16 protein-coding genes and 1 other RNA gene are annotated in these 17,909 nt (G+C 62.3%); 5 read left to right on the forward strand and 12 right to left on the reverse strand.

Going from position 1 to position 17,909, the window contains the following annotated elements; genetic code table 11:
* Positions 1-3: 3 nt before the first annotated feature.
* Together NKH35_RS02580 and NKH35_RS02585 are read right to left on the reverse strand one after the other, a co-directional pair.
* Positions 4-1,602: a cisplatin damage response ATP-dependent DNA ligase gene (locus NKH35_RS02580; RefSeq protein ID WP_023732466.1), complete on the reverse strand. Its 1,599-nt coding sequence runs from the start codon at positions 1,600-1,602 to the stop codon at positions 4-6.
* Positions 1,603-1,846: 244 nt separating this feature from the next.
* Positions 1,847-2,857, reverse strand: a complete 1,011-nt coding sequence (locus tag NKH35_RS02585) for a ligase-associated DNA damage response exonuclease (RefSeq protein WP_023732465.1) — start codon at positions 2,855-2,857, stop codon at positions 1,847-1,849.
* A gap of 105 nt (positions 2,858-2,962) precedes the next feature.
* On the opposite strand from NKH35_RS02585, the gene NKH35_RS02590 reads away from it, so the two are divergent.
* Both NKH35_RS02590 and NKH35_RS02595 read left to right on the forward strand, forming a co-directional pair.
* Complete coding sequence (locus NKH35_RS02590; protein WP_023732464.1) at positions 2,963-3,895, forward strand: class I SAM-dependent DNA methyltransferase; 933 nt, start codon at positions 2,963-2,965, stop codon at positions 3,893-3,895.
* A gap of 104 nt (positions 3,896-3,999) precedes the next feature.
* Entirely contained in the window at positions 4,000-4,359 is a 360-nt protein-coding gene (locus tag NKH35_RS02595; RefSeq protein WP_023669505.1) for a hypothetical protein, read from the forward strand.
* Between the two features lie 12 nt (positions 4,360-4,371).
* Here the strand turns inward: NKH35_RS02595 and NKH35_RS02600 are convergent, their stop codons facing one another.
* The 7 genes from NKH35_RS02600 to NKH35_RS02630 all read right to left on the reverse strand — a co-directional run bounded on the left by NKH35_RS02600 (position 4,372) and on the right by NKH35_RS02630 (position 13,931).
* A complete protein-coding gene (locus tag NKH35_RS02600; protein ID WP_023732463.1) occupies positions 4,372-5,313 on the reverse strand; it encodes a 2-hydroxyacid dehydrogenase in 942 nt (313 codons plus the stop codon).
* 19 nt (positions 5,314-5,332) lie between these two features.
* Complete coding sequence (locus NKH35_RS02605; protein WP_023732462.1) at positions 5,333-6,961, reverse strand: ABC transporter ATP-binding protein; 1,629 nt, start codon at positions 6,959-6,961, stop codon at positions 5,333-5,335.
* The gene (locus NKH35_RS02610; protein ID WP_023730907.1) at positions 6,958-8,097 is read right to left on the reverse strand and encodes an ABC transporter permease; all 1,140 of its coding nucleotides are present in this window, start codon (positions 8,095-8,097) and stop codon (positions 6,958-6,960) included. The genes NKH35_RS02605 and NKH35_RS02610 overlap by 4 nt, the downstream gene beginning before the upstream one ends.
* Positions 8,097-9,194 (reverse strand): microcin C ABC transporter permease YejB, encoded by a 1,098-nt coding sequence (locus NKH35_RS02615; protein WP_023669509.1) that lies wholly within the window; start codon positions 9,192-9,194, stop codon positions 8,097-8,099. Before NKH35_RS02615 ends, NKH35_RS02610 begins: the two co-directional genes overlap by 1 nt.
* Before the next feature lie 174 nt (positions 9,195-9,368).
* Positions 9,369-11,237: an extracellular solute-binding protein gene (locus NKH35_RS02620; RefSeq protein WP_023740777.1), complete on the reverse strand. Its 1,869-nt coding sequence runs from the start codon at positions 11,235-11,237 to the stop codon at positions 9,369-9,371.
* On the reverse strand, positions 11,237-13,114 hold the full coding sequence (locus tag NKH35_RS02625; RefSeq protein ID WP_023740776.1) for an extracellular solute-binding protein: 1,878 nt from the start codon (positions 13,112-13,114) through the stop codon (positions 11,237-11,239). The genes NKH35_RS02620 and NKH35_RS02625 overlap by 1 nt, the downstream gene beginning before the upstream one ends.
* A 151-nt stretch (positions 13,115-13,265) precedes the next feature.
* Entirely contained in the window at positions 13,266-13,931 is a 666-nt protein-coding gene (locus NKH35_RS02630) for a c-type cytochrome (protein WP_023688767.1), read from the reverse strand.
* Positions 13,932-14,123: 192 nt separating this feature from the next.
* Between NKH35_RS02630 and NKH35_RS02635 the strand changes: the two genes are divergently transcribed.
* Positions 14,124-14,849 carry a 3-deoxy-manno-octulosonate cytidylyltransferase gene (locus NKH35_RS02635; protein ID WP_023712584.1) on the forward strand — a complete coding sequence of 242 codons (726 nt, stop codon included), beginning with the start codon at positions 14,124-14,126 and terminating at the stop codon, positions 14,847-14,849.
* 53 nt (positions 14,850-14,902) lie between these two features.
* Positions 14,903-15,766 (forward strand): prephenate dehydratase, encoded by an 864-nt coding sequence (locus tag NKH35_RS02640; protein WP_023682034.1) that lies wholly within the window; start codon positions 14,903-14,905, stop codon positions 15,764-15,766.
* A gap of 7 nt (positions 15,767-15,773) precedes the next feature.
* Here NKH35_RS02640 and NKH35_RS02645 read toward each other — a convergent pair whose 3' ends face one another.
* The 3 genes from NKH35_RS02645 to NKH35_RS02655 all read right to left on the reverse strand — a co-directional run bounded on the left by NKH35_RS02645 (position 15,774) and on the right by NKH35_RS02655 (position 17,552).
* On the reverse strand, positions 15,774-16,079 hold the full coding sequence (locus NKH35_RS02645; protein WP_023669515.1) for a Dabb family protein: 306 nt from the start codon (positions 16,077-16,079) through the stop codon (positions 15,774-15,776).
* A gap of 74 nt (positions 16,080-16,153) precedes the next feature.
* Positions 16,154-17,095: an NAD(+) diphosphatase gene (gene nudC, locus NKH35_RS02650; protein WP_023732459.1), complete on the reverse strand. Its 942-nt coding sequence runs from the start codon at positions 17,093-17,095 to the stop codon at positions 16,154-16,156.
* 37 nt (positions 17,096-17,132) lie between these two features.
* Positions 17,133-17,552: an HIT domain-containing protein gene (locus NKH35_RS02655; protein WP_023682032.1), complete on the reverse strand. Its 420-nt coding sequence runs from the start codon at positions 17,550-17,552 to the stop codon at positions 17,133-17,135.
* Between the two features lie 156 nt (positions 17,553-17,708).
* Here NKH35_RS02655 and ffs point away from each other — a divergent pair.
* An RNA gene (ffs, locus tag NKH35_RS02660) (signal recognition particle sRNA small type) lies at positions 17,709-17,805 on the forward strand.
* Positions 17,806-17,909: the final 104 nt, after the last annotated feature.

The raw sequence follows: 17,909 nt of genomic DNA on the forward strand, positions 1-17,909 counted from the left end.
CGCCTAGCGATCAAGCAGCGCCTGCAGCGTCTCGATGCGGTCGGCTTCGGCGGTCGGCTTGTCCCAGCGCAGCCGTGAGATGCGGGGAAATCGCATCGCAACGCCGGATTTGTGGCGGGTCGAACGGTTGAGACCTTCGAACGCCACCTCCAGCACCAGGCCTTGGCTGCGGTCGGCGCGCACCGAGCGCACCGGGCCGAAACGCTCGACCGTATTGTCGCGGACAAATTTGTCGATCTGCTTCAACTCCTCGTCGGTGAAGCCGAAATAGGCCTTGCCGACCGGCACCAGTTCCTCCGCGCCTTCCGGCCCCGACCAGACGCCGAACGTATAGTCGGAATAAAAGCTCGACCGCTTGCCATGGCCGCGCTGCGCATACATCAGCACAGCATCGACCGTGTGCGGATCGCGCTTCCACTTGAACCACGGCCCTTTCGGCCGTCCCGCGAGATAGGGCGAATCCCAGCGCTTCAGCATCACGCCTTCGATGATCGGGTGCGGCGGCGCGCGGCGCAGTTCCTCCAGCGTTTGCCAATCCGGGAATTCGACGAATGGCGACAGATCGAAACGGTGCGGGTCCAGCGTTGTGATGAAGGCCTCAAGACGGGCCCGCCGCTCGCGGAAAGGTAGCGCGCGCAAATCTTCGCCGTTGATCTGCAGCGCATCGTAGCAGCGCATGAAGGCCGGGTATTGCTGCTGTATCTTCGGGGCCACGCTCTTGCGATTGAGCCGCTGTTGCAGGTCCGAAAACGTGCCGGTCGCCGCGGGCTCGCCGACCAGCAATTCGCCGTCGAGCGCGGCGGAAAAATTCATCGCCTGGGCGAGATCGGGGAATGCGCCGGACACATCGTCGCCGGTGCGCGAATAGAGCCGGCGCACGCCGCCCTCGCACACCGCCTGAACGCGGATGCCGTCCCATTTCCATTCCGCGGCATAGTCGGCCGGATCGAGCTTTTCGAGGTCGCCGTCGCCGACCGGGTTCGACAGCATCACCGGATTGAACAGGGCAAGTGCGGTCCGCTTCGGCTTCTCGGCCTTGCCTTCCAGCCACGCGAACAGCGAGATATAGGGCGGCGTCAGCCCGTGCCACAGCTCCTCGATCTCGGCGACATCGACCTTGCCGAAATCGGCCAGCGCCTGTTTGGCCAGCCGCGCCGAAACGCCGATGCGCAAGCCGCCGGTGACCAGCTTGATGATGGCAAAGCGCGCTGAAATGCCGGCGCTGTCGAGCAGCCCGGCCAGCACCTTGGGTCCGTCCGAGCGGCTCGCCGCCTGCAGCTTCGCCACGACGTCGCCAAGCGTCGGCTCCCGGTTGGGGATATGTCCCGGCGTTTGCGGCCAGACCAGCGACACGGTTTCAGCGAGGTCGCCGACATAGTCGTAGGAATAGCCGAACAGCACCGGATCCATGCGCTCGGTGACCAGCGTGCGCAGCATCGCCGGCTTGACCGCCGCAATGTTGAGGTCGCCGGTGATAGCCGCCAGCGCCAGCCCGCGGTCGGGGTCCTCGACGCTACGGAAATAATCGACGAGCAGCGTCAGCTTGCCATTGCGCGACGGCGTCAGCACCAAGCGGTCGAGGAGTTCGGCAAAGCGGTTCATGGATGCAAGGACCGCGTTGACGGCAGAGGTTTGCGTTCTGGCGCACCCCCCTCTGTCCTGCTGGACATCTCCCCTGCAAGGGGGGAGATTGGCAGCCTTGATCTTGCCGCCCATCTTGCGAGGTTGGCGATTGGCGAAAGCGGAGGTGACATCTGATCTCCCCCCTTGCGGGGGAGATGGCCGGCAGGCCAGAGGGGGGTGGTAAGGATCGCCGCGCCGGCGATTTCTGGATCAAAAATCACCATCAATCGCCCTCGTCCTCATATCCCACCAGGTGCAGTGGCCTGGCGGCGATGCCTTCCAGCTCGCACCAGCGCACCAGCGCTTCCTCGCGGCCATGCGTCACCCAGATTTCGCCGGCGCCCGTCTCCTTGACGGTGGCGGTCAGTTCATCCCAGTCGGCATGGTCGGAAATGATCAGCGGCAGTTCGACGCCGCCTTGCTTGGCGCGCTGGCGGATGCGCATCCAGCCCGAGGCGAAGCACGAGATCGGGTCGGGAAAGCGCCGCGCCCAGCGGTCGGCGAAGGCCGATGGAGGGCCGACAACGATGGCCCCGGTGAAATCCTGCTTGCCGCCGCTGTCGACGGTTGCCGGCTCCAGCGTGCCGAGGTCGATGCCCTGGCTCTGGTAATATTCGCTGAGCTTGGCCAGCGCGCCGTGGATATAGATCGGTCTGTCATAACCGGCATCGCGCAGCAGCCGCATCACCCGCTGTGCCTTGCCCAGCGCATAGGCGCCGACCAGATGCGATCGCTCGGGAAACTGCGCCGCCGATTTGAGCAGCCGGGCGATCTCCTCCGTGTCGGGCGGATGGTGAAACACCGGCAGGCCGAAGGTCGCCTCGGTGATGAACACATCGCATTGGACCGGTTCGAACGGTGCGCAGGTCGCGTCCTTCTGGCGCTTGTAGTCGCCGGAGGCGACGATGCGCCTGCCCTTGTTCTCGACCGCGATCTGCGCCGAGCCCAGCACATGGCCGGCCGGATGGAAGGTGACGCTGACATCGTTCAGCGCCATCGCTTCGCCAAGCACGGCCGCTTGCGTTGTCCCGGCAAAATCCTCGCCATAACGCAACCCCATAATGTCGAGCGTCTGCTGCGTCGCCAGCACCGAACGATGGCCGGATCGGGCATGGTCGGAATGGCCATGCGTGATCAACGCCCGGTTGACTGGCCGCACCGGGTCGATGAAGAAATCGCCGCATGGGCAATAAAGGCCTTCAGGCCGGGGATGGAGCAGGTCGCTGGCGCGCATCCAGTCAAGATAGTGGCTAATTCCAGCGCGGGAAGCCTGTTGCAAGAGACTGCTGACTCGGCCTACAGCCAGCCACCGGCCGCATCAGCCGGCGGGGCCATCGCCATGCAACCGCTGAAAATCTCGTCCGGCGACCTGACCGCCGACCGTCGCGCCGACTATGCCGAGATGCTTTTCGGCTCGGGCGAGCACGCGGCAGCGGCGGAGCTGCTGCTCGGCGCGCTGGAACTGGCGCCGCAATGGGCGGCGGGCTGGTTCCGTCTTGGCGAGATGCAGGAGACGGCCGAGCGGCTCGACGTGGCGGCTCAAGCATGGGCGACGGCGCTGAAACTCGACCCGGCGGATCGCCTTGGCGCTGCGCTGAAGCTGCAACTCATCGGCAAGGCGCCGGCTGCCGCGGCGCCACCCAGCGCCTTCGTCGAAACGCTGTTCGACCACTATGCCGAAACTTTCGAAGATTCGCTGGTCGGCAAGCTCGGCTACCGGCTGCCGGAGTTTCTCGATCGCGCCATTCGAGCGGCAAGGGCGGGCCGCTTTTCGCTGGCGCTCGACCTTGGTTGCGGCACCGGTCTGATGGGCGAGAAACTGCGGCCGGTCGCCGAACGGCTGGAGGGCTACGACATCTCCGCCGCCATGCTGAAAAAGGCCCGCGCCAAAGGCGTCTACGATCTGCTCGCCAAGGCCGATCTGCAGGATTTCGCCTATGCCGGACCGAAAGCCGATCTGGTGGTGGCGGCCGACGTGTTCATCTACGTCGGCGCGCTCGATCGCGTGATGAAGACCGTCGCGGGCATTCTGGCCACCAATGGCCTGTTTGCCTTTTCCGTCGAAAAGCCAGCCAAGGGCGGGGCGGGCGGCGACGCCGGTTTCGCGCTGCAGCCGTCTCGTCGCTACGCCCATTCTCAAGCCTATGTCGAGCGGGTGCTTGCCGCAAACGGCCTGTCGGTGCTGTCGATGCAGCCGACCGTCATCCGCTGGGATCGCCGCCAGCCGGTCGACGGGCTTGCCGCGCTGGCGGTGCCCTCGTCCAAGGGTTGATGTCTCGTCTTGTTCGAAAACGTGAATAGGATTTTTGCGGCTGGCGCGGCATCAGGTAGGATACAAGCCGGGAAAAGCCCTCGGCAGGCATTGAGGAGGAACACATGCGCTGGAACATGATGGTCTTGGTGTCTTGCCTGGCAATGACCGGCTGCATGGGCAGTTCGATGTCGGAGCGGCAGGACCAGGACGTGCAATCGTCGCTGCAATATGACAACGTGCCTTGCGACCAGTTGCTGGCGCAGCGCAACGAACTGGCGCAGCAATACCATCTGTCGACGGACGCCAAGCCGAGCTTCTCCAATCCGGCGATGGGCTTCGGCCCGTTCACGCCGGATATGCGCTCCAAAAGCAAGCGCGATACTGATCTGGCAAGTGGCAAGATCGACGCCATGAACCGCTCGATCGTCCGCCGCGACTGCGGCAAGCCCAACAAACAGAAGAAGTTCACCCTGCCGAGCTGAACCTGAACTTCCTCAGTACCCCGCCTTGCGGTCGACCACGTTATCAAGCTTTTCGCCGCGCTCGAAGGCATCCATCTGCCGCAACATGCTCGGCGCCAGGTGGACAGGGTCGGAGGTCGCCGCCGCGTGCGGCGTCACGAACACTTTCGGGTGACTCCATAGCGGACTGGTCTTCGGCAGCGGCTCGACCTCGAACACGTCGAGGCTCGCCTCCTTCAGCGTGCCGTCGTCCAGCGCGCGCAATATGTCGGCGTCCTTCTGCAGCCGGCCGCGCCCGGCATTGATCAGCACCGAGCCGCCGAGGCCGTTGCGCTTGCGTAATTCCTTCAGCACGCCGTAATTGATGATGCCGTGCGTATCCGGCGTCAGCGGCAACAGCACCACCAGTATGTCGGTGGCGTTGAGGAAGGGGATCAGCCCGGCCTCTCCGGCGTAGGTCGCAACGCCTTTCATGGCCTTGTCGCTGCGCGACCAGCCATTGACGGCAAAGCCGAGCGACAACAGCACCGATGCCGCCGCGCGGCCGAGATTGCCGAGCCCCATAATGCCGACCGAGATGTCACCGGCCGGCCGCTGCGGCGGTTCGTGCCAGGTCTTCTTCGGCTGCTGCGCACGATAGAGCATGCCCTGGCGGTGATGGTCGAGCACGCGCCAGACGACATATTCGGTCATGTACTGCGTCAGGTTGTCAGCGACCACTTTGACGATCGGCACATCGGGCAGGCCGGGATCGGCGAAGATATGGTCGACGCCGGCGCCGATCGAGAAGATTGCGCGTAGATTCGGCAGCCATTTCAAGAGGTTCGGCTTCTGCTTCCACACCACCGCATAGGTGATCGACGGGTCAGAGGCGCCGTCCGGCTCCAGCACCACTTCGCGCTCGGCCGACAGCAGCTCGCGCCAGCGCTGCGGATGAAAGCCGGTGACGGCAAGCAGGATTTTGCCTTTTTCCATTTGCGGATTGTATTCCCTGTTATTCGCTGACGATACCGACTGGCGCCGTCTCGATCTTGAACGCGGCCGAGATCAGCGCCTTCGTATAGTCGGTCTGCGGGCGCTCGAAAATCTGTTCGGAAGGGCCGGCTTCGACGATCTTGCCATTGCGCATGACGATGACGTCATTGGCAAGGGCGCGAATGACTTTCAGATCGTGGCTGATGAACAGATAGGCAAGGTCGTGCCTGGCCTGCAGATTGCGCAAGAGGTCGACCACTTGCGCCTGCACGCTCATGTCGAGCGCCGAGGTCGGTTCGTCCAGCATGACGAAGCGCGGATTGAGCACCATGGCGCGCGCAATGGCGACGCGCTGGCGCTGGCCGCCGGAGAATTCATGCGGATAGCGGTTCCTGGTCACCGGATCGAGCCCGACCTCCTTCAGCACGGCGACCACCTTGTCGTCGCGTTGGTCGGGCGACAGCTTCGGCTCATGGATCTTCAAGCCTTCCTCGATGATCTCCGAGACCGACATGCGCGGGCTGAGCGAGCCGAACGGGTCCTGGAAAACGATCTGCAACTCGCGGCGCAGCGGCCGCATGGCGTTGAAGGAAAGCTGGTTGATGTCGCTGCCATTGAACTGGATGGTGCCGGTCGATGAGATCATCCGCGCCAGCGCCAGCCCGAGCGTCGTCTTGCCGGAGCCGGATTCGCCGACGACGCCGAGGGTCTGGCCGGCGCGCACGGTGACGTCGATGCCGTCCACCGCCTTCACATTGTCGACGGTGGTGCGAAAGAAACCCTTTTTGATCGGGAACCAAACCTTGATGTCCTTGCCGGTCATAACCGGCTTGGCGGCGTCGTTGGCGGCCGGCGGCTTGCCTTTCGGCTCGGCGGCGAGCAGGTGCTTGGTATAAGCGTGCTGCGGGTTGGCGAAGATGTCCTTGGTCGGCCCGGTCTCGACGATCTTGCCTTTGGTCATCACGCAGACGCGGTCGGCGATCTTTCTGACAATGCCGAGATCATGGGTGATGAACAGCATCGACATGCCCTTACGGCTCTTCAACTCCGCCAGCAATTCGAGGATCTGCGCCTGCACGGTGACGTCGAGCGCCGTTGTCGGTTCGTCGGCGATCAGCAGTTCCGGTTCGTTGGCCAGCGCCATGGCGATCATGACGCGCTGGCGCTGGCCGCCGGACAATTGGTGCGGATAGGCGTCGAGCCGCTTTTCCGGTTCGCGAATGCCCACCTCGTGGAGCAGCGCCAGCGTGCGCGCCTTGGCCTGGCGGTCGCCCATGCCCTGATGCAGCGCCAGGATCTCGACGATCTGCTGCTCGATCGTGTGCAGCGGATTGAGCGAAGTCATCGGCTCCTGGAAGATCATGGTGATCTTGTTGCCGCGCACGCTGCGCAACTGCTTTTCGTTCATCGCCAAAAGGTCGGCGCCCTGGAACAGGACCTTGCCCGAGGGATGGCTGGCCGTCGGGTAGGGCAGCAGCTTCAGCACCGAAAGCGCGGAGACCGACTTGCCGGAGCCCGATTCGCCGACCAGCGCCACCGTCTCGCCCTTGGCGAGGTCGAAGGAGATGTGGTCGACGGCTATCGACTGGTTGCCGCCTTGCGTGAAGGCAACGCTGAGATCGCGGACCGAGAGCAGGGGCTCGCTCATCGGAACGCCTTGCGCGGATCGAACGCATCGCGCGTCGCCTCGCCGATGAACACCAGCAGCGACAGCATCAGCGAGATGACCACGAAGCCGGATATACCAAGCCAGGGAGCGTTGAGATTGCTCTGCGCCTGTTTAAGCAGTTCGCCAAGCGAAGCGGTGCCTGGCGGCAGGCCGAAACCGAGATAGTCGAGCGAGGTCAGCGTCGAGATCGAGGCGCTGACCAGGAAAGGCATGAAGGTCAGCGTCGCGACCATGGCGTTGGGCAGAAGATGGCGCAGCATGATGGTGCGGTTGGACACGCCAAGGGCGCGGGCAGCGTTGACATATTCGAAGTTGCGAGCGCGCAGGAATTCGGCGCGCACCACGCTGACAAGCGACGTCCAGGAGAACAGCAGCATCAGCCCGAGCAGGATGAAGAAGCCCGGCGGCAGGATGGCGGCGACGATCAGCAGCAGATACAGCAGCGGTATCGCCGACCAGATTTCTATGAAGCGTTGAAAGAGAAGGTCGGTCCAGCCGCCGAAATACCCTTGCAGCGCGCCGGCGGCGACGCCGATAACCGACGAACCCGCAGTCAGGATCAACCCGAACAGCACGGAAATCCTGAACCCGTAGATGATGCGCGCCAGCACGTCGCGCGCCTGGTCATCGGTACCCAGCCAGTTCCAGTTGCCGACAATGCAGTCAGGATCGGCAGCGCCTTGCGGATATTGGCTGCATCGCCTCTGCGCGTCGTATTCCCATGACGGTTTTGCGGGAGCGGCGTCGGGGATCGCATTGTTGACGGTGCGGTAGGAATAGCGGATTGGCGGCCAGATCATCCAGCCATTGGCGTTGATCTCGTCGCGGATGACCGGGTCGCGATAGTCGGTGACGGCGTAGAAGCCGCCGAATTTTTCCTCGGGGTAGGCGACCGCCACCGGGAACAGGATCTCGCCTTTGTAGTAGGCGACGATCGGCCTGTCGTTGGCGATCAGTTCGGCAAACAGCGACAGCACGAACAGAGCGAGGAATATCCACAACGACCAGTAGCCGCGCCGGTTGGCCTTGAAGTTCTGCCAGCGCCGCTTGTTGAGCGGCGACAGCCAGGGGCGGGCGATCCTTGTCGGTGTGATCTCGGCTGCAGCCTGCGTCATCAGACGTCTCTCCGCTCGAAATCGATGCGCGGATCGACCCATGTGTAGATCAGGTCGGACAACAGCGTCACGAACAAACCAAGCAGCGAAAATATATAGAGGTTGGCGAACACGACCGGATAGTCGCGCGCCAACACGGACCTGAAACCGAGCAGCCCGAGACCGTCGAGGGAAAAGATGTTCTCGATCAAAAGCGAGCCGGTGAAGAAGGCCGAGATGAAGGCCGCTGGAAAGCCGGCAATGACGATCAGCATTGCGTTGCGGAACACATGTCCGTAAAGCACCCGCCGCTCCGACAGGCCCTTGGCACGGGCCGTCACCACATACTGTTTGCGTATCTCTTCCAGGAAGGAGTTCTTGGTCAGCAGCGTCGTCGTCGCGAAGGCCGACAGCACCAGCGCCGTCAGCGGCAAGGTCATGTGCCAGAAATAATCGACGATCTTGTCGGGCCACGACAATTGGTCCCAATTGTCGGAGACGATGCCGCGCAGTGGGAACCAGTCCCAGAAGGAGCCGCCCGCGAACAGCACCATCAGCAATATGCCGAACAGGAAGGCCGGTATGGCATAGCCGACGATGATCACGCCGCTGGTCCAGACGTCGAAGGCGGAGCCGTCCTTGACCGCTTTGCGGATGCCAAGGGGGATCGAGATCAGATAGGACAACAGCGTGATCCACAGCCCAAGCGAGATCGACACCGGCATCTTCTCCAGGATCAGGTCAAGAACCGAGATGTCACGGAAATAGCTGTCGCCGAAATCGAAGCGGGCATAGTTCCACAGCATCATGCCGAAGCGTTCGAGCGGTGGTTTGTCGAAGCCGAATTGCTTTTCCAGCTTCTTGATGAATTCCGGATCGAGCCCTTGCGCGCCGCGATACTTCGAGCCGACGTCACCGGCCACATCGAAATTGCCGCCGCCTCCTGCATCGCCGCCGCCGCTGCCGAGGCGGTCGCTGCCGCCCTGGTTGGTCAGGCTGGCGATGACCTGCTCGACCGGTCCACCCGGTGCGAATTGAGTGACGACGAAAGCAACCGCCATGATGCCGAACAGGGTCGGTATCATCAGCAGGATACGGCGCAGTATGTAGGCGCCCATCAGCTTTCACCCTCCCCCTTGTGGGGAGGGTCGATCCGCGAAGCGGAGCGGGGTGGGGGTAGTCTCGATCCGGCGTACGCCGTCACACCCCCACCCCGGTTCGCCATTCGCGCTGCGCACGAAGTGCTCACCGACCCTCCCCACGAGGGGGAGGGTAAAGTGCCGCGCAACAGCCTACCCTTTGCCAATTTTTGCCGCCTTGCCCTTGTCGACCCACCACAGCGCTTCGACCGGAAAGTCGAAATCGGGTTTCCGCTCGGGAAAACCGAACATGTCCCAATAGGCGCTTCGATGATTCGCCAAGAACCAACTTGGAATCCAATCCCGCCGTGCACGCAAGACCCGGTCGAGCGCGCGCATGGCAATTGTCAGGCCTTCGCGATCCTTGGCGGCGCCCGCGGCGTCAACCAGGGCGTCGATGGCCGGGCTCGACGTTCCCGGCAGATTGCGAGAGCCCGATACGGTAGCTGCTCGCGAATGGAAAATGGTTTCGAGGTCGTCACGGGTTGGCGTCGCCGGAAACGAGGCCGCGACCGAGACGAGGTCGTAGTCGAACGAATTCTGCCGTAGCTGATATTGCGCGGCATCCACCAGCCGGATCGAGGCATCGATGCCGACCGCCTTCATGTTTTCGACCCAGGGCGAGTAGACCTGTTCGAAGACTTCGTCGTCGACAAGAAACTCTGCGGACAACCGACCACCCTTGTCGTTCACGACGAAATTGCCGGACCGTTTCCAGCCGGCCTCGGCCAGAAGCTTGGCCGCCTTGCCAAGCAACTGCCGGTCGCGGCCGGAGCCGTTCGACGCGTCCTGGATCACGGCTTCGCCAAAAGCCTCGGCGGGAATCTGCTCACGCAGCGGCTCAAGAAGAGCCAATTCTTGTGGCGACGGTCTGCCCTCGGCGCGAAATTCGGATTTCTCGAAGCAGGATTGCGAGCGCTCATAGGAACCGTAGAAGAAATTGCGCCGCGTCCATTCGAAGTCGAAGCAGAGCCCGATCGCCTGCCGCACGCGCGAGTCGCGAAACTGCTCGCGCCGCTGGTTGACGGCGGTGCCCTGCATCGAAGGCACCGTTTCGGCCGGGAATTCGTGCTTCACCACCTTGCCGGCAGTGAAGGCTGGGAAGTCGTAGCCGGTCGCCCAGACGCGCGAGGTGAATTCCTCCCTGTAGAGGATTTCTCCCTTCTTGAACGCTTCGAAGGCAACGCTACGGTCCTGATAGAACTCAACGCGGATCCGCTGAAAATTGTTCTGGCCGCGATTGACCGGCAGGTCGTTGCCCCAATAATCAGCCACACGCTCATATTCGATCCAGGCCCCTGCCGACCAGCGACCGACCTTGTAGGCGGCTGACCCCAACGGCGGGTTCATCTGCGAGGAATCGAACGGGTTGGTCGTGTAGAAAGCCTTCGACAGGACCGGGAACTCGACGACGTTGAGGATGGTGCGGCTTGTCTGCTTGCCGGAAAACCTAAGCTGCAGCGTGTGGGCATCCACGGCAATCGCGTCATCCAGATGCGTTAGCGGCAGGGAATAGTACGGGTGCCCCTTGTCCTTGAGCAGCTTGAAGGTGAAGGCGGCATCCTCTGCCGTCAATGGCGTGCTGTCATGGAAGCGGGCCTGCGGGCGCAGCGAGAAGGTGAAGTCGTTGCGGTCGTCGGAAATCGTCACGCCGTCAGCGATCAGCCCGTAAACGGCGTCAGGTTCGTCGTACGCTCTCACCATCAGTGAATCGAAGCACATCTCCGTGCGCTGGGGCGAATCGCCTTTGGGAACGAACGAATTCAGCGTGTTGAAGGTCAGCGGCGTCTGGTTGGCAAGCCAGTTGCGCGGCAGGAAGTTGAAGACGCCACCTTGCGGCGCATCGACATTGACATAGTCGAAATGAGTGAAGTCCGGCTTGTATTTGAGGTCGCCGAAAGCCGACAGTCCATGCAGTTTCACGCCGGTTGGGCTGGCGGCGAAAGCCTTGCCCGGCAGCAGCGCAGCAACGGCTGCGGCGCCACTGAGGGCCAGGAAATCGCGGCGAGGGAGCCCCGCCATCAATTGCTGCCCTTGTACTTGGCGGCCAGGGCCTTTTCCTTGTCCGCATCGATCCACCAGGAATCGATATCGGCGCCACGGTAGCCGGGCTGCTTTTCCGGGATGCCGAACTTGTTCCAGTAAGCCAGCCACACAACGGCACGATAGTATTGCGGCACCACATAGTAATTCCACAGCAGCACGCGATCGAGCGCATGGGTGGTGGCGACGAGGTCATCGCGATCCATGGCAAAAATGATGCGGTCGACAAGGGCGTCAACGACCGGGTTCTTGATGCCGGAATAATTGCGCGATGCCGGTGTGTCGGCGGCCTTGGAGCTCCAGAAATCGCGCTGCTCGTTGCCGGGCGATTCCGACTGTTGGAGCTGTCCTGTGATGACGTCGTAATCGAAATTTCTGACGCGGTTGGTGTACTGGCTCGGGTCGACGATGCGCAGTGTCGCATCGACGCCGATCTTGCGCAGATTGGCGATCCAGGGGCTGGAAATGACCTGGTCGGTTTCATTCGAGCCTAGGATTTCAAACTTGAATGGCTCGCCGGTCTTGGCGTTGACCATCTTGCCGCCCTTGATCACCCAGCCGGCCTGGGCGAACAGGTCGACCGCCTGCTTCAGATATTTGCGCTCCGCCTGCGGCGAATCGTAGACCGGCAACTTGAATTCCCGGGTGAATACTTCCGGCGGCAGCTTGTCGCGGTACTTCTCCAGGATCTCCAATTCCTTGCCTTGCGGCAAGCCGCTGGAGGCTAGGTCCGTGCCCTGGAAATAACTGTGGGTGCGAGTGTTGAAACCGAAGAACAGCGTGCGGTTCATCGATTCGAAATCGAACGGGTAGGTGAGCGCGGCCCTGACCAGACGATCGGCAAACAACCTATGTCTCTGGTTGAGCATGAAAGCCTGCATCGGCTCGGGCGAGGTGGTCTTGAACTCCTGCTTGATCACATCGCCGGCCTTGATCGCCGCGAAATCATAAAACGTCGCCCAGCGCTTCGAGCTGTTTTCCGGCTTGATATCGTCGAGGCCACCTTTCTTGAACGCCTCCCAGGAGGCGTTGTCGTCAAGAATGTAGGTAAAGTGCTGCGTGTCGAAATTCTCCCGACCGATTTTCACAGCCAGCTTGGCGCCCCAATAGTCGGGGACGCGCTGCCAGACGATTTCCGACCCCGCCTTGAAGCTGGCGATCTTGTATGCAGCCGAGCCCAGCGGCGGCTCCAGCGTCCCCTTGGTGATGTCGCGCTTCTTGCCATTGGCGTCGGTGCCTTCCCACCAATGCTTGGGCAGCACGACAAGGTCGCCGAGGATCTTGGGCAGTTCGCGATTGCCCTTCTGGTCGAAGTGGAACTCGACCTCACGGTCCGAGACAGCGACTGCGTCGGTGACGTTTTCGAAATAGCGGCTGTACATCGGGCTGTTGGCCTTCAGCACCTGGAACGACCAGATCACGTCGTCAGTGGTGATCGGCTGTCCGTCATGCCATTTCGCCCGTGGGTCGAGCCGGTAGGTGGCCGAGGAATAGTCGGTCGGGTACTTGTAGGCATCGGCGATGAGCGGGTGGCTGACGCTGCCTTCGTCAGTCGCCTGATCCATCAGCGTGTCGTAGAGCAGGCCGCCGCCAAATGGCTGCAGGCCGGCTGCCGGCGATCCCTGAACGATATAGGGATTGAAGCTGTCGAACGTGCCGGAAACGACCGAATTGTAGGTACCGCCCTTCGGTGCATCCGGATTCACATAATCGTAGCGCTGGAAATTCTCGCCATATTTGGAGGGGCCGATCAGCGAAGAGGTGGTGTGCCATTCCTGGGGGAAGGCTGCCTGCAGGCCGCCTGCGAGGGCGCCCACAACCAGAAAGGACCTCAGAAGCGTTCGGCCAACCGTCATGCGTTCTCCTCTTCGCGATGCCCGGCGATCCTAAATGATTTGACGCCGGTGAAAACCGCCACGCGGCGGCTTTGTCGCCGCATATGCGATTTTCCTAACAAAAAGCCGGGCTGAACCCGGCTTTTTTGAGATCATGGAGATGACAATTCGGTTATTTGGCGGGCGCCGGTGCCGGCGTCGCAGGGGCTGGAGCTGCACCTTCAGCCGGCTTGGCCGGAGCAGCACCCTCGGCCGGCTTGCCCGGCGCGGTTGCATCAGCGGCGGCACCTGGCGTCGGCAGCGGCTTTGGGCTGTCCGACAGCGTTCGCAGATAGGCGATGACGTTGGCGCGGTCCTCGTCCTTTGGCAGGCCGGCAAAGCCCATCGCCGTGCCCTTCACGAATTTCTTCGGCGAGGTGATGAAGTGGTTGAGGTTGTCATAGGTCCACTTCTCGGCGCCGCCCTTGGAAAACTCCTTCATGCCGGCCGAATAGGCAAAGCCCTCATGCTCGGCGACGGGGCGGTCGACGATGTCCCAGAGATCCGGGCCGACCTTGTTGGGGCCGCCTTTTTCGCCGGAATGGCAGGCCTGGCATTTCTTGAAGACGGCCGCACCTTGCTCGACATTGGCGGTGGCTAAAAGGTCGGCGATCGGCTTGGCCTCTGCCGCGGGGCCGGCGGCGCCGCCTTCGGCAGGCTCCGTCGCCTCGATGGCGAAGCCGGGCTTTTCCGGCGCCGGCGAGGCAAACAGGGCGTCGGACACCAAACCGACCGAGAAGACGACGAAACAGGTTCCAAGCAACCCGGCGAGCAGTTTGTTGACTTCGTTGGAATCCATACGCCCCAGGGCTCCCTTTTCCGGCGGACCTCTCCGTCCACTCCGTCCGTCGGTATCGTGACCCACCCCGTCGAGCCGGCCAAATCGGGCGGAAACTAGGTCTTTTGCTTGGGCGTTGCAACACCTATAAGGGCGCTTCCAGTGAGACCTTTTGCCACTTTCCCCATCCTCTTTCGAACGCGTTGCACCTCGATGTCCACGCTCATCCTGATCCCGGCCCGCATGGCCTCGACGCGCCTGCCGGGCAAGCCGCTGGCCGACATAGCCGGCGCGCCGATGATCGTCCATGTCGCCCGCCGCGCCGCTGAGGCTGGGCTTGGTCGGGTGGTGGTGGCAACCGACACGCGCAACGTGGCCGAAGCGGTGCGCGCGCACGGTTTCGAGGCGGTGATGACGCGCACCGACCATGAATCCGGCTCCGACCGTATCTTCGAGGCGCTGACCGCGCTCGACCCCGATCGCAAGGTCGAAACCATCGTCAATGTGCAGGGCGACCTGCCGACCATCGATCCCAAGATCATTGGTGCGGCGCTGAAACCGTTCGAGGACGCTGCGGTCGACATCGCCACGCTCGGCGTCGAGATCGTCCGCGACGAGGAAAAGGCCAACCCCAACGTCGTCAAGATCGTCGGTTCGCCGTTGTCGGCGACGCGGCTGAAGGCGCTCTATTTCACCCGCGCCACCGCGCCCTGGGGCGAGGGGCCGCTCTATCACCATGTCGGCCTCTACGCCTATCGGCGCTCAGCCCTCGAACGCTTCGTCGCGCTAAAACCGTCGCCGCTGGAACGGCGCGAGCGGCTGGAGCAGTTGCGGGCGGTGGAGGCCGGTATGCGCATCGATGCCGAGATCGTGCAATCGCTGCCGCTCGGCGTCGACACGCCGGAAGACCTCGAACGCGCCAGACAAATTCTTTGCTGAGAAGATAAATTCTTTCCTGACACCGCAGATCCTTTCAAACCTGAGATATCGGCATGCCTGACAAGACCAACAGAATAGCCTTCCAGGGCGAACCGGGCGCCAATTCCGACACCGCCAGCCGCAACATGTTCCCTTCGATGGAGCCGTTGCCGTGCCCCACCTTCGAGGATGCCTTCAACGCGGTCGAGACCAACAAGGCCGACCTCGCCATGATCCCGATCGAAAACACCATCGCCGGCCGCGTCGCCGACATCCATCATCTGTTGCCGGAATCGAAACTCCACATCGTCGGCGAATATTTCCTGCCGATCCATTTCCAACTGATGGTGCTGCCAGGCGTCAAACGCGAAGAGATCAAGACCGTGCACAGCCATATCCATGCGCTGGGACAGTGCCGCAAATACATCCGCAAGAATGGTTGGAAGCCGGTGATTGCCGGCGACACGGCGGGTTCGGCGAAGCTGGTTTCCGAGCTCAAGGACCGCACCATGGCCTCGCTGGCGCCTGCGCTCGCCGCAGAACTCTATGGCCTCGACATCATCGAGAAGAATGTCGAGGACACGGACTCGAATGTCACCCGCTTCGTCGTCCTGACCAAAGACAAGCGATTGGCCGAACGGCCCTCGGCCGACACCAAGATGATGACGACCTTCATGTTCCGTGTCCGCAACGTGCCGGCTGCGCTCTACAAGGCAATGGGCGGTTTCGCCACCAACGGCGTCAACATGACGAAGCTGGAGAGCTATCAACTGGGCGCTTTCACCGCGACGCTGTTCTACGCCGATATCGAGGGCCATCCCGACGATCCGCTGGTCAAGCTGGCGCTGGACGAACTGCGCTTCTTCTCGCGCGAAGTGCGCATTCTGGGCGTCTATCCCGCCAGTGAGTCGCGCGAGCAGTGGAAGGTCGCGGACTAAGGTTCCCCTAAACCAGCAGGGTCAGCGGCACGTAGTCGATTTCCATGAAGGTTTCGACTTCCGGGATCCAGCGGTCACGCACGAAGGCGACGTGGTCCGGGTGCTCATTGTATCTGGTGTAGGCGGCCTGATCGACGAACTCCATCGAGAAGCCGAAGTGATAGTCGTTCTTCGGGCTGACTTGCCGCAGCGGCTCGAAATGGGTGACGCCCTTGATTGCGCTGAGGATGCGCTTGGCATCGGAGAGGAACCGCTTTTCCTCCAGCGAGTACTGCGGGTGCTTCAGGGTGAAAACCACGGTGTGACGGATCATTTTTTGCTCCCGTTAAGTATTCCAGGAAAAGTGTGAAGCGGTTTTCCGTCCGGAATTGCGTAAAATAACAACTCTTATTCGCTGTCGACCCAGGCGCGGATCAGATGATGCGCGATCGCGCCTTTCGGCGGCGTGACCAGATTGTCCTTGTGCGTCCTCTCCAGCATGGAACGCACCTCGTCGCGAAAAAACCAGCGGCAATCTTCCAACTCGTTGAGATCGGCCTGGATGTCGTCATTGAGCGGTTCGCCGAAACAGCCGATCATCAGCGAATAGGGGAACGGCCAGGGTTGGCTGGCATGGTAGACGACGCGGCCGAGCCGGATGCCGGCTTCCTCCAGCGTTTCGCGGCGCACCGCCGCCTCGATCGTCTCGCCCGGCTCGATGAAGCCGGCAAGCGCCGAGTACATGCCGGGCCCGAAATGTCGGCCGCGGCCGAGCAGGCATTTTTCCCGCGTCGCCGTCAGCATAATCGCCACCGGATCGGTGCGTGGAAAGTGCTCGGTGCCGCAATTTGGGCAATGGCGCTTGTAGCCGCCGGCCCGCATTTGCGATTCATGGCCGCATTTGCTGCAGAAGCGATGGGTGGCATGCCAGGCAAGCAGGGCGGCGCCTTGCGCCAGCGCGCCCGCTGCCGCCTCGTCGATCAGCCCCTGAATATAGACCGAGCGATAATCGATCGCCTTCATGGTCTCCGGTAGCTGTTCGGGATCGAGGCCGACCGGCACGGCAAGTACCGGGCCGCTCTCGGCAAAGCCAAGCAGCACGCCTTGTGCGAGTGATGGCTGCAGCTTCTGGCTCTCAGCCAGATCGAACCAAGGGTCGAAGCTGCCATCGTGCAACTTCAGATACAGCCGTCCGCCATGCATCGGCAAAAGACGTGCCGAGGGATCGGCCAACGCCTTTTCGACGGAATCGTCGGCGCGGTTCTCGGATTGCCGATCAATCGTGTTTCCGGCGAAGCCGACGAACTGGCTCGGTTCGCGCAAGGGCGCGTCAAAAAGGCGAAAGGTCATGGAAGCTCGAACGTCTAGGAATGGACACAGGCGGCGCTTATAGCGCCGCCTTGATCTGTTGCGCAAACTGGCGGATGCCTGAACGCTCATAGGGCTCGCGCATGCCGTGCCCCCACACCGGCCCCGGCCAGCCCGGATCGCCTTCCGAGCGGGCGATGACATGGACATGCAATTGCCGAACGATGTTGCCGAGCGCGCCGGTGTTGATCTTGGTGCAGCCCGTGGTTCTTTTCAGCGCCTGCGCCACCATGTTGGTTTCGAAGGTCAACATCGCCTGGTCGAGCGGCGTCATGTCGTGGATTTCTTCGGCCCCCGGCCGCTGCGGCACCAGGACCAGCCATGGCCAGCGGCTATCGTTCATCACCCTGAGCTCGCACAGGCCGAGCCACATCAGCTGCTCGCTATCCGCCTCCAGCCTGGAGTCGAGCGTGAATCCGGCCTTGAGGCCCGGTAGCATTGGCGTTTCCCTTGCGCTTCTCGCATATTCCCAAACTCATGACGCTAGAGCGGCTGCACGGGGGCTGCAAGCGATTCATTGAGCGGCGGAGTTCAAGGGCATCCGATTCTCAATGCACCCTTGCATTTGATCGCTGAATTGCCGATATGGAACGCGGGAGGTTGGTGGTGGACGATCCACTCGCCAACCGGGTCAGGTCCGGAAGGAAGCAGCCCTAACGAGCCCGGAACGGGTCATTGTTCCAGCCTCCCACCTCATCGGCCCCTCTCGCGACATTGACGACGCATTGCAGCGCGGGCGAGACTATTGGAGCAATTCCAGGGAAAGTGTGAGCGGTTTCCCGTCCGGAATTGCGTT

Source organism: Mesorhizobium sp. M1143, from assembly GCF_040318435.1.
Taxonomy (GTDB): Bacteria; Pseudomonadota; Alphaproteobacteria; order Rhizobiales; family Rhizobiaceae; genus Mesorhizobium.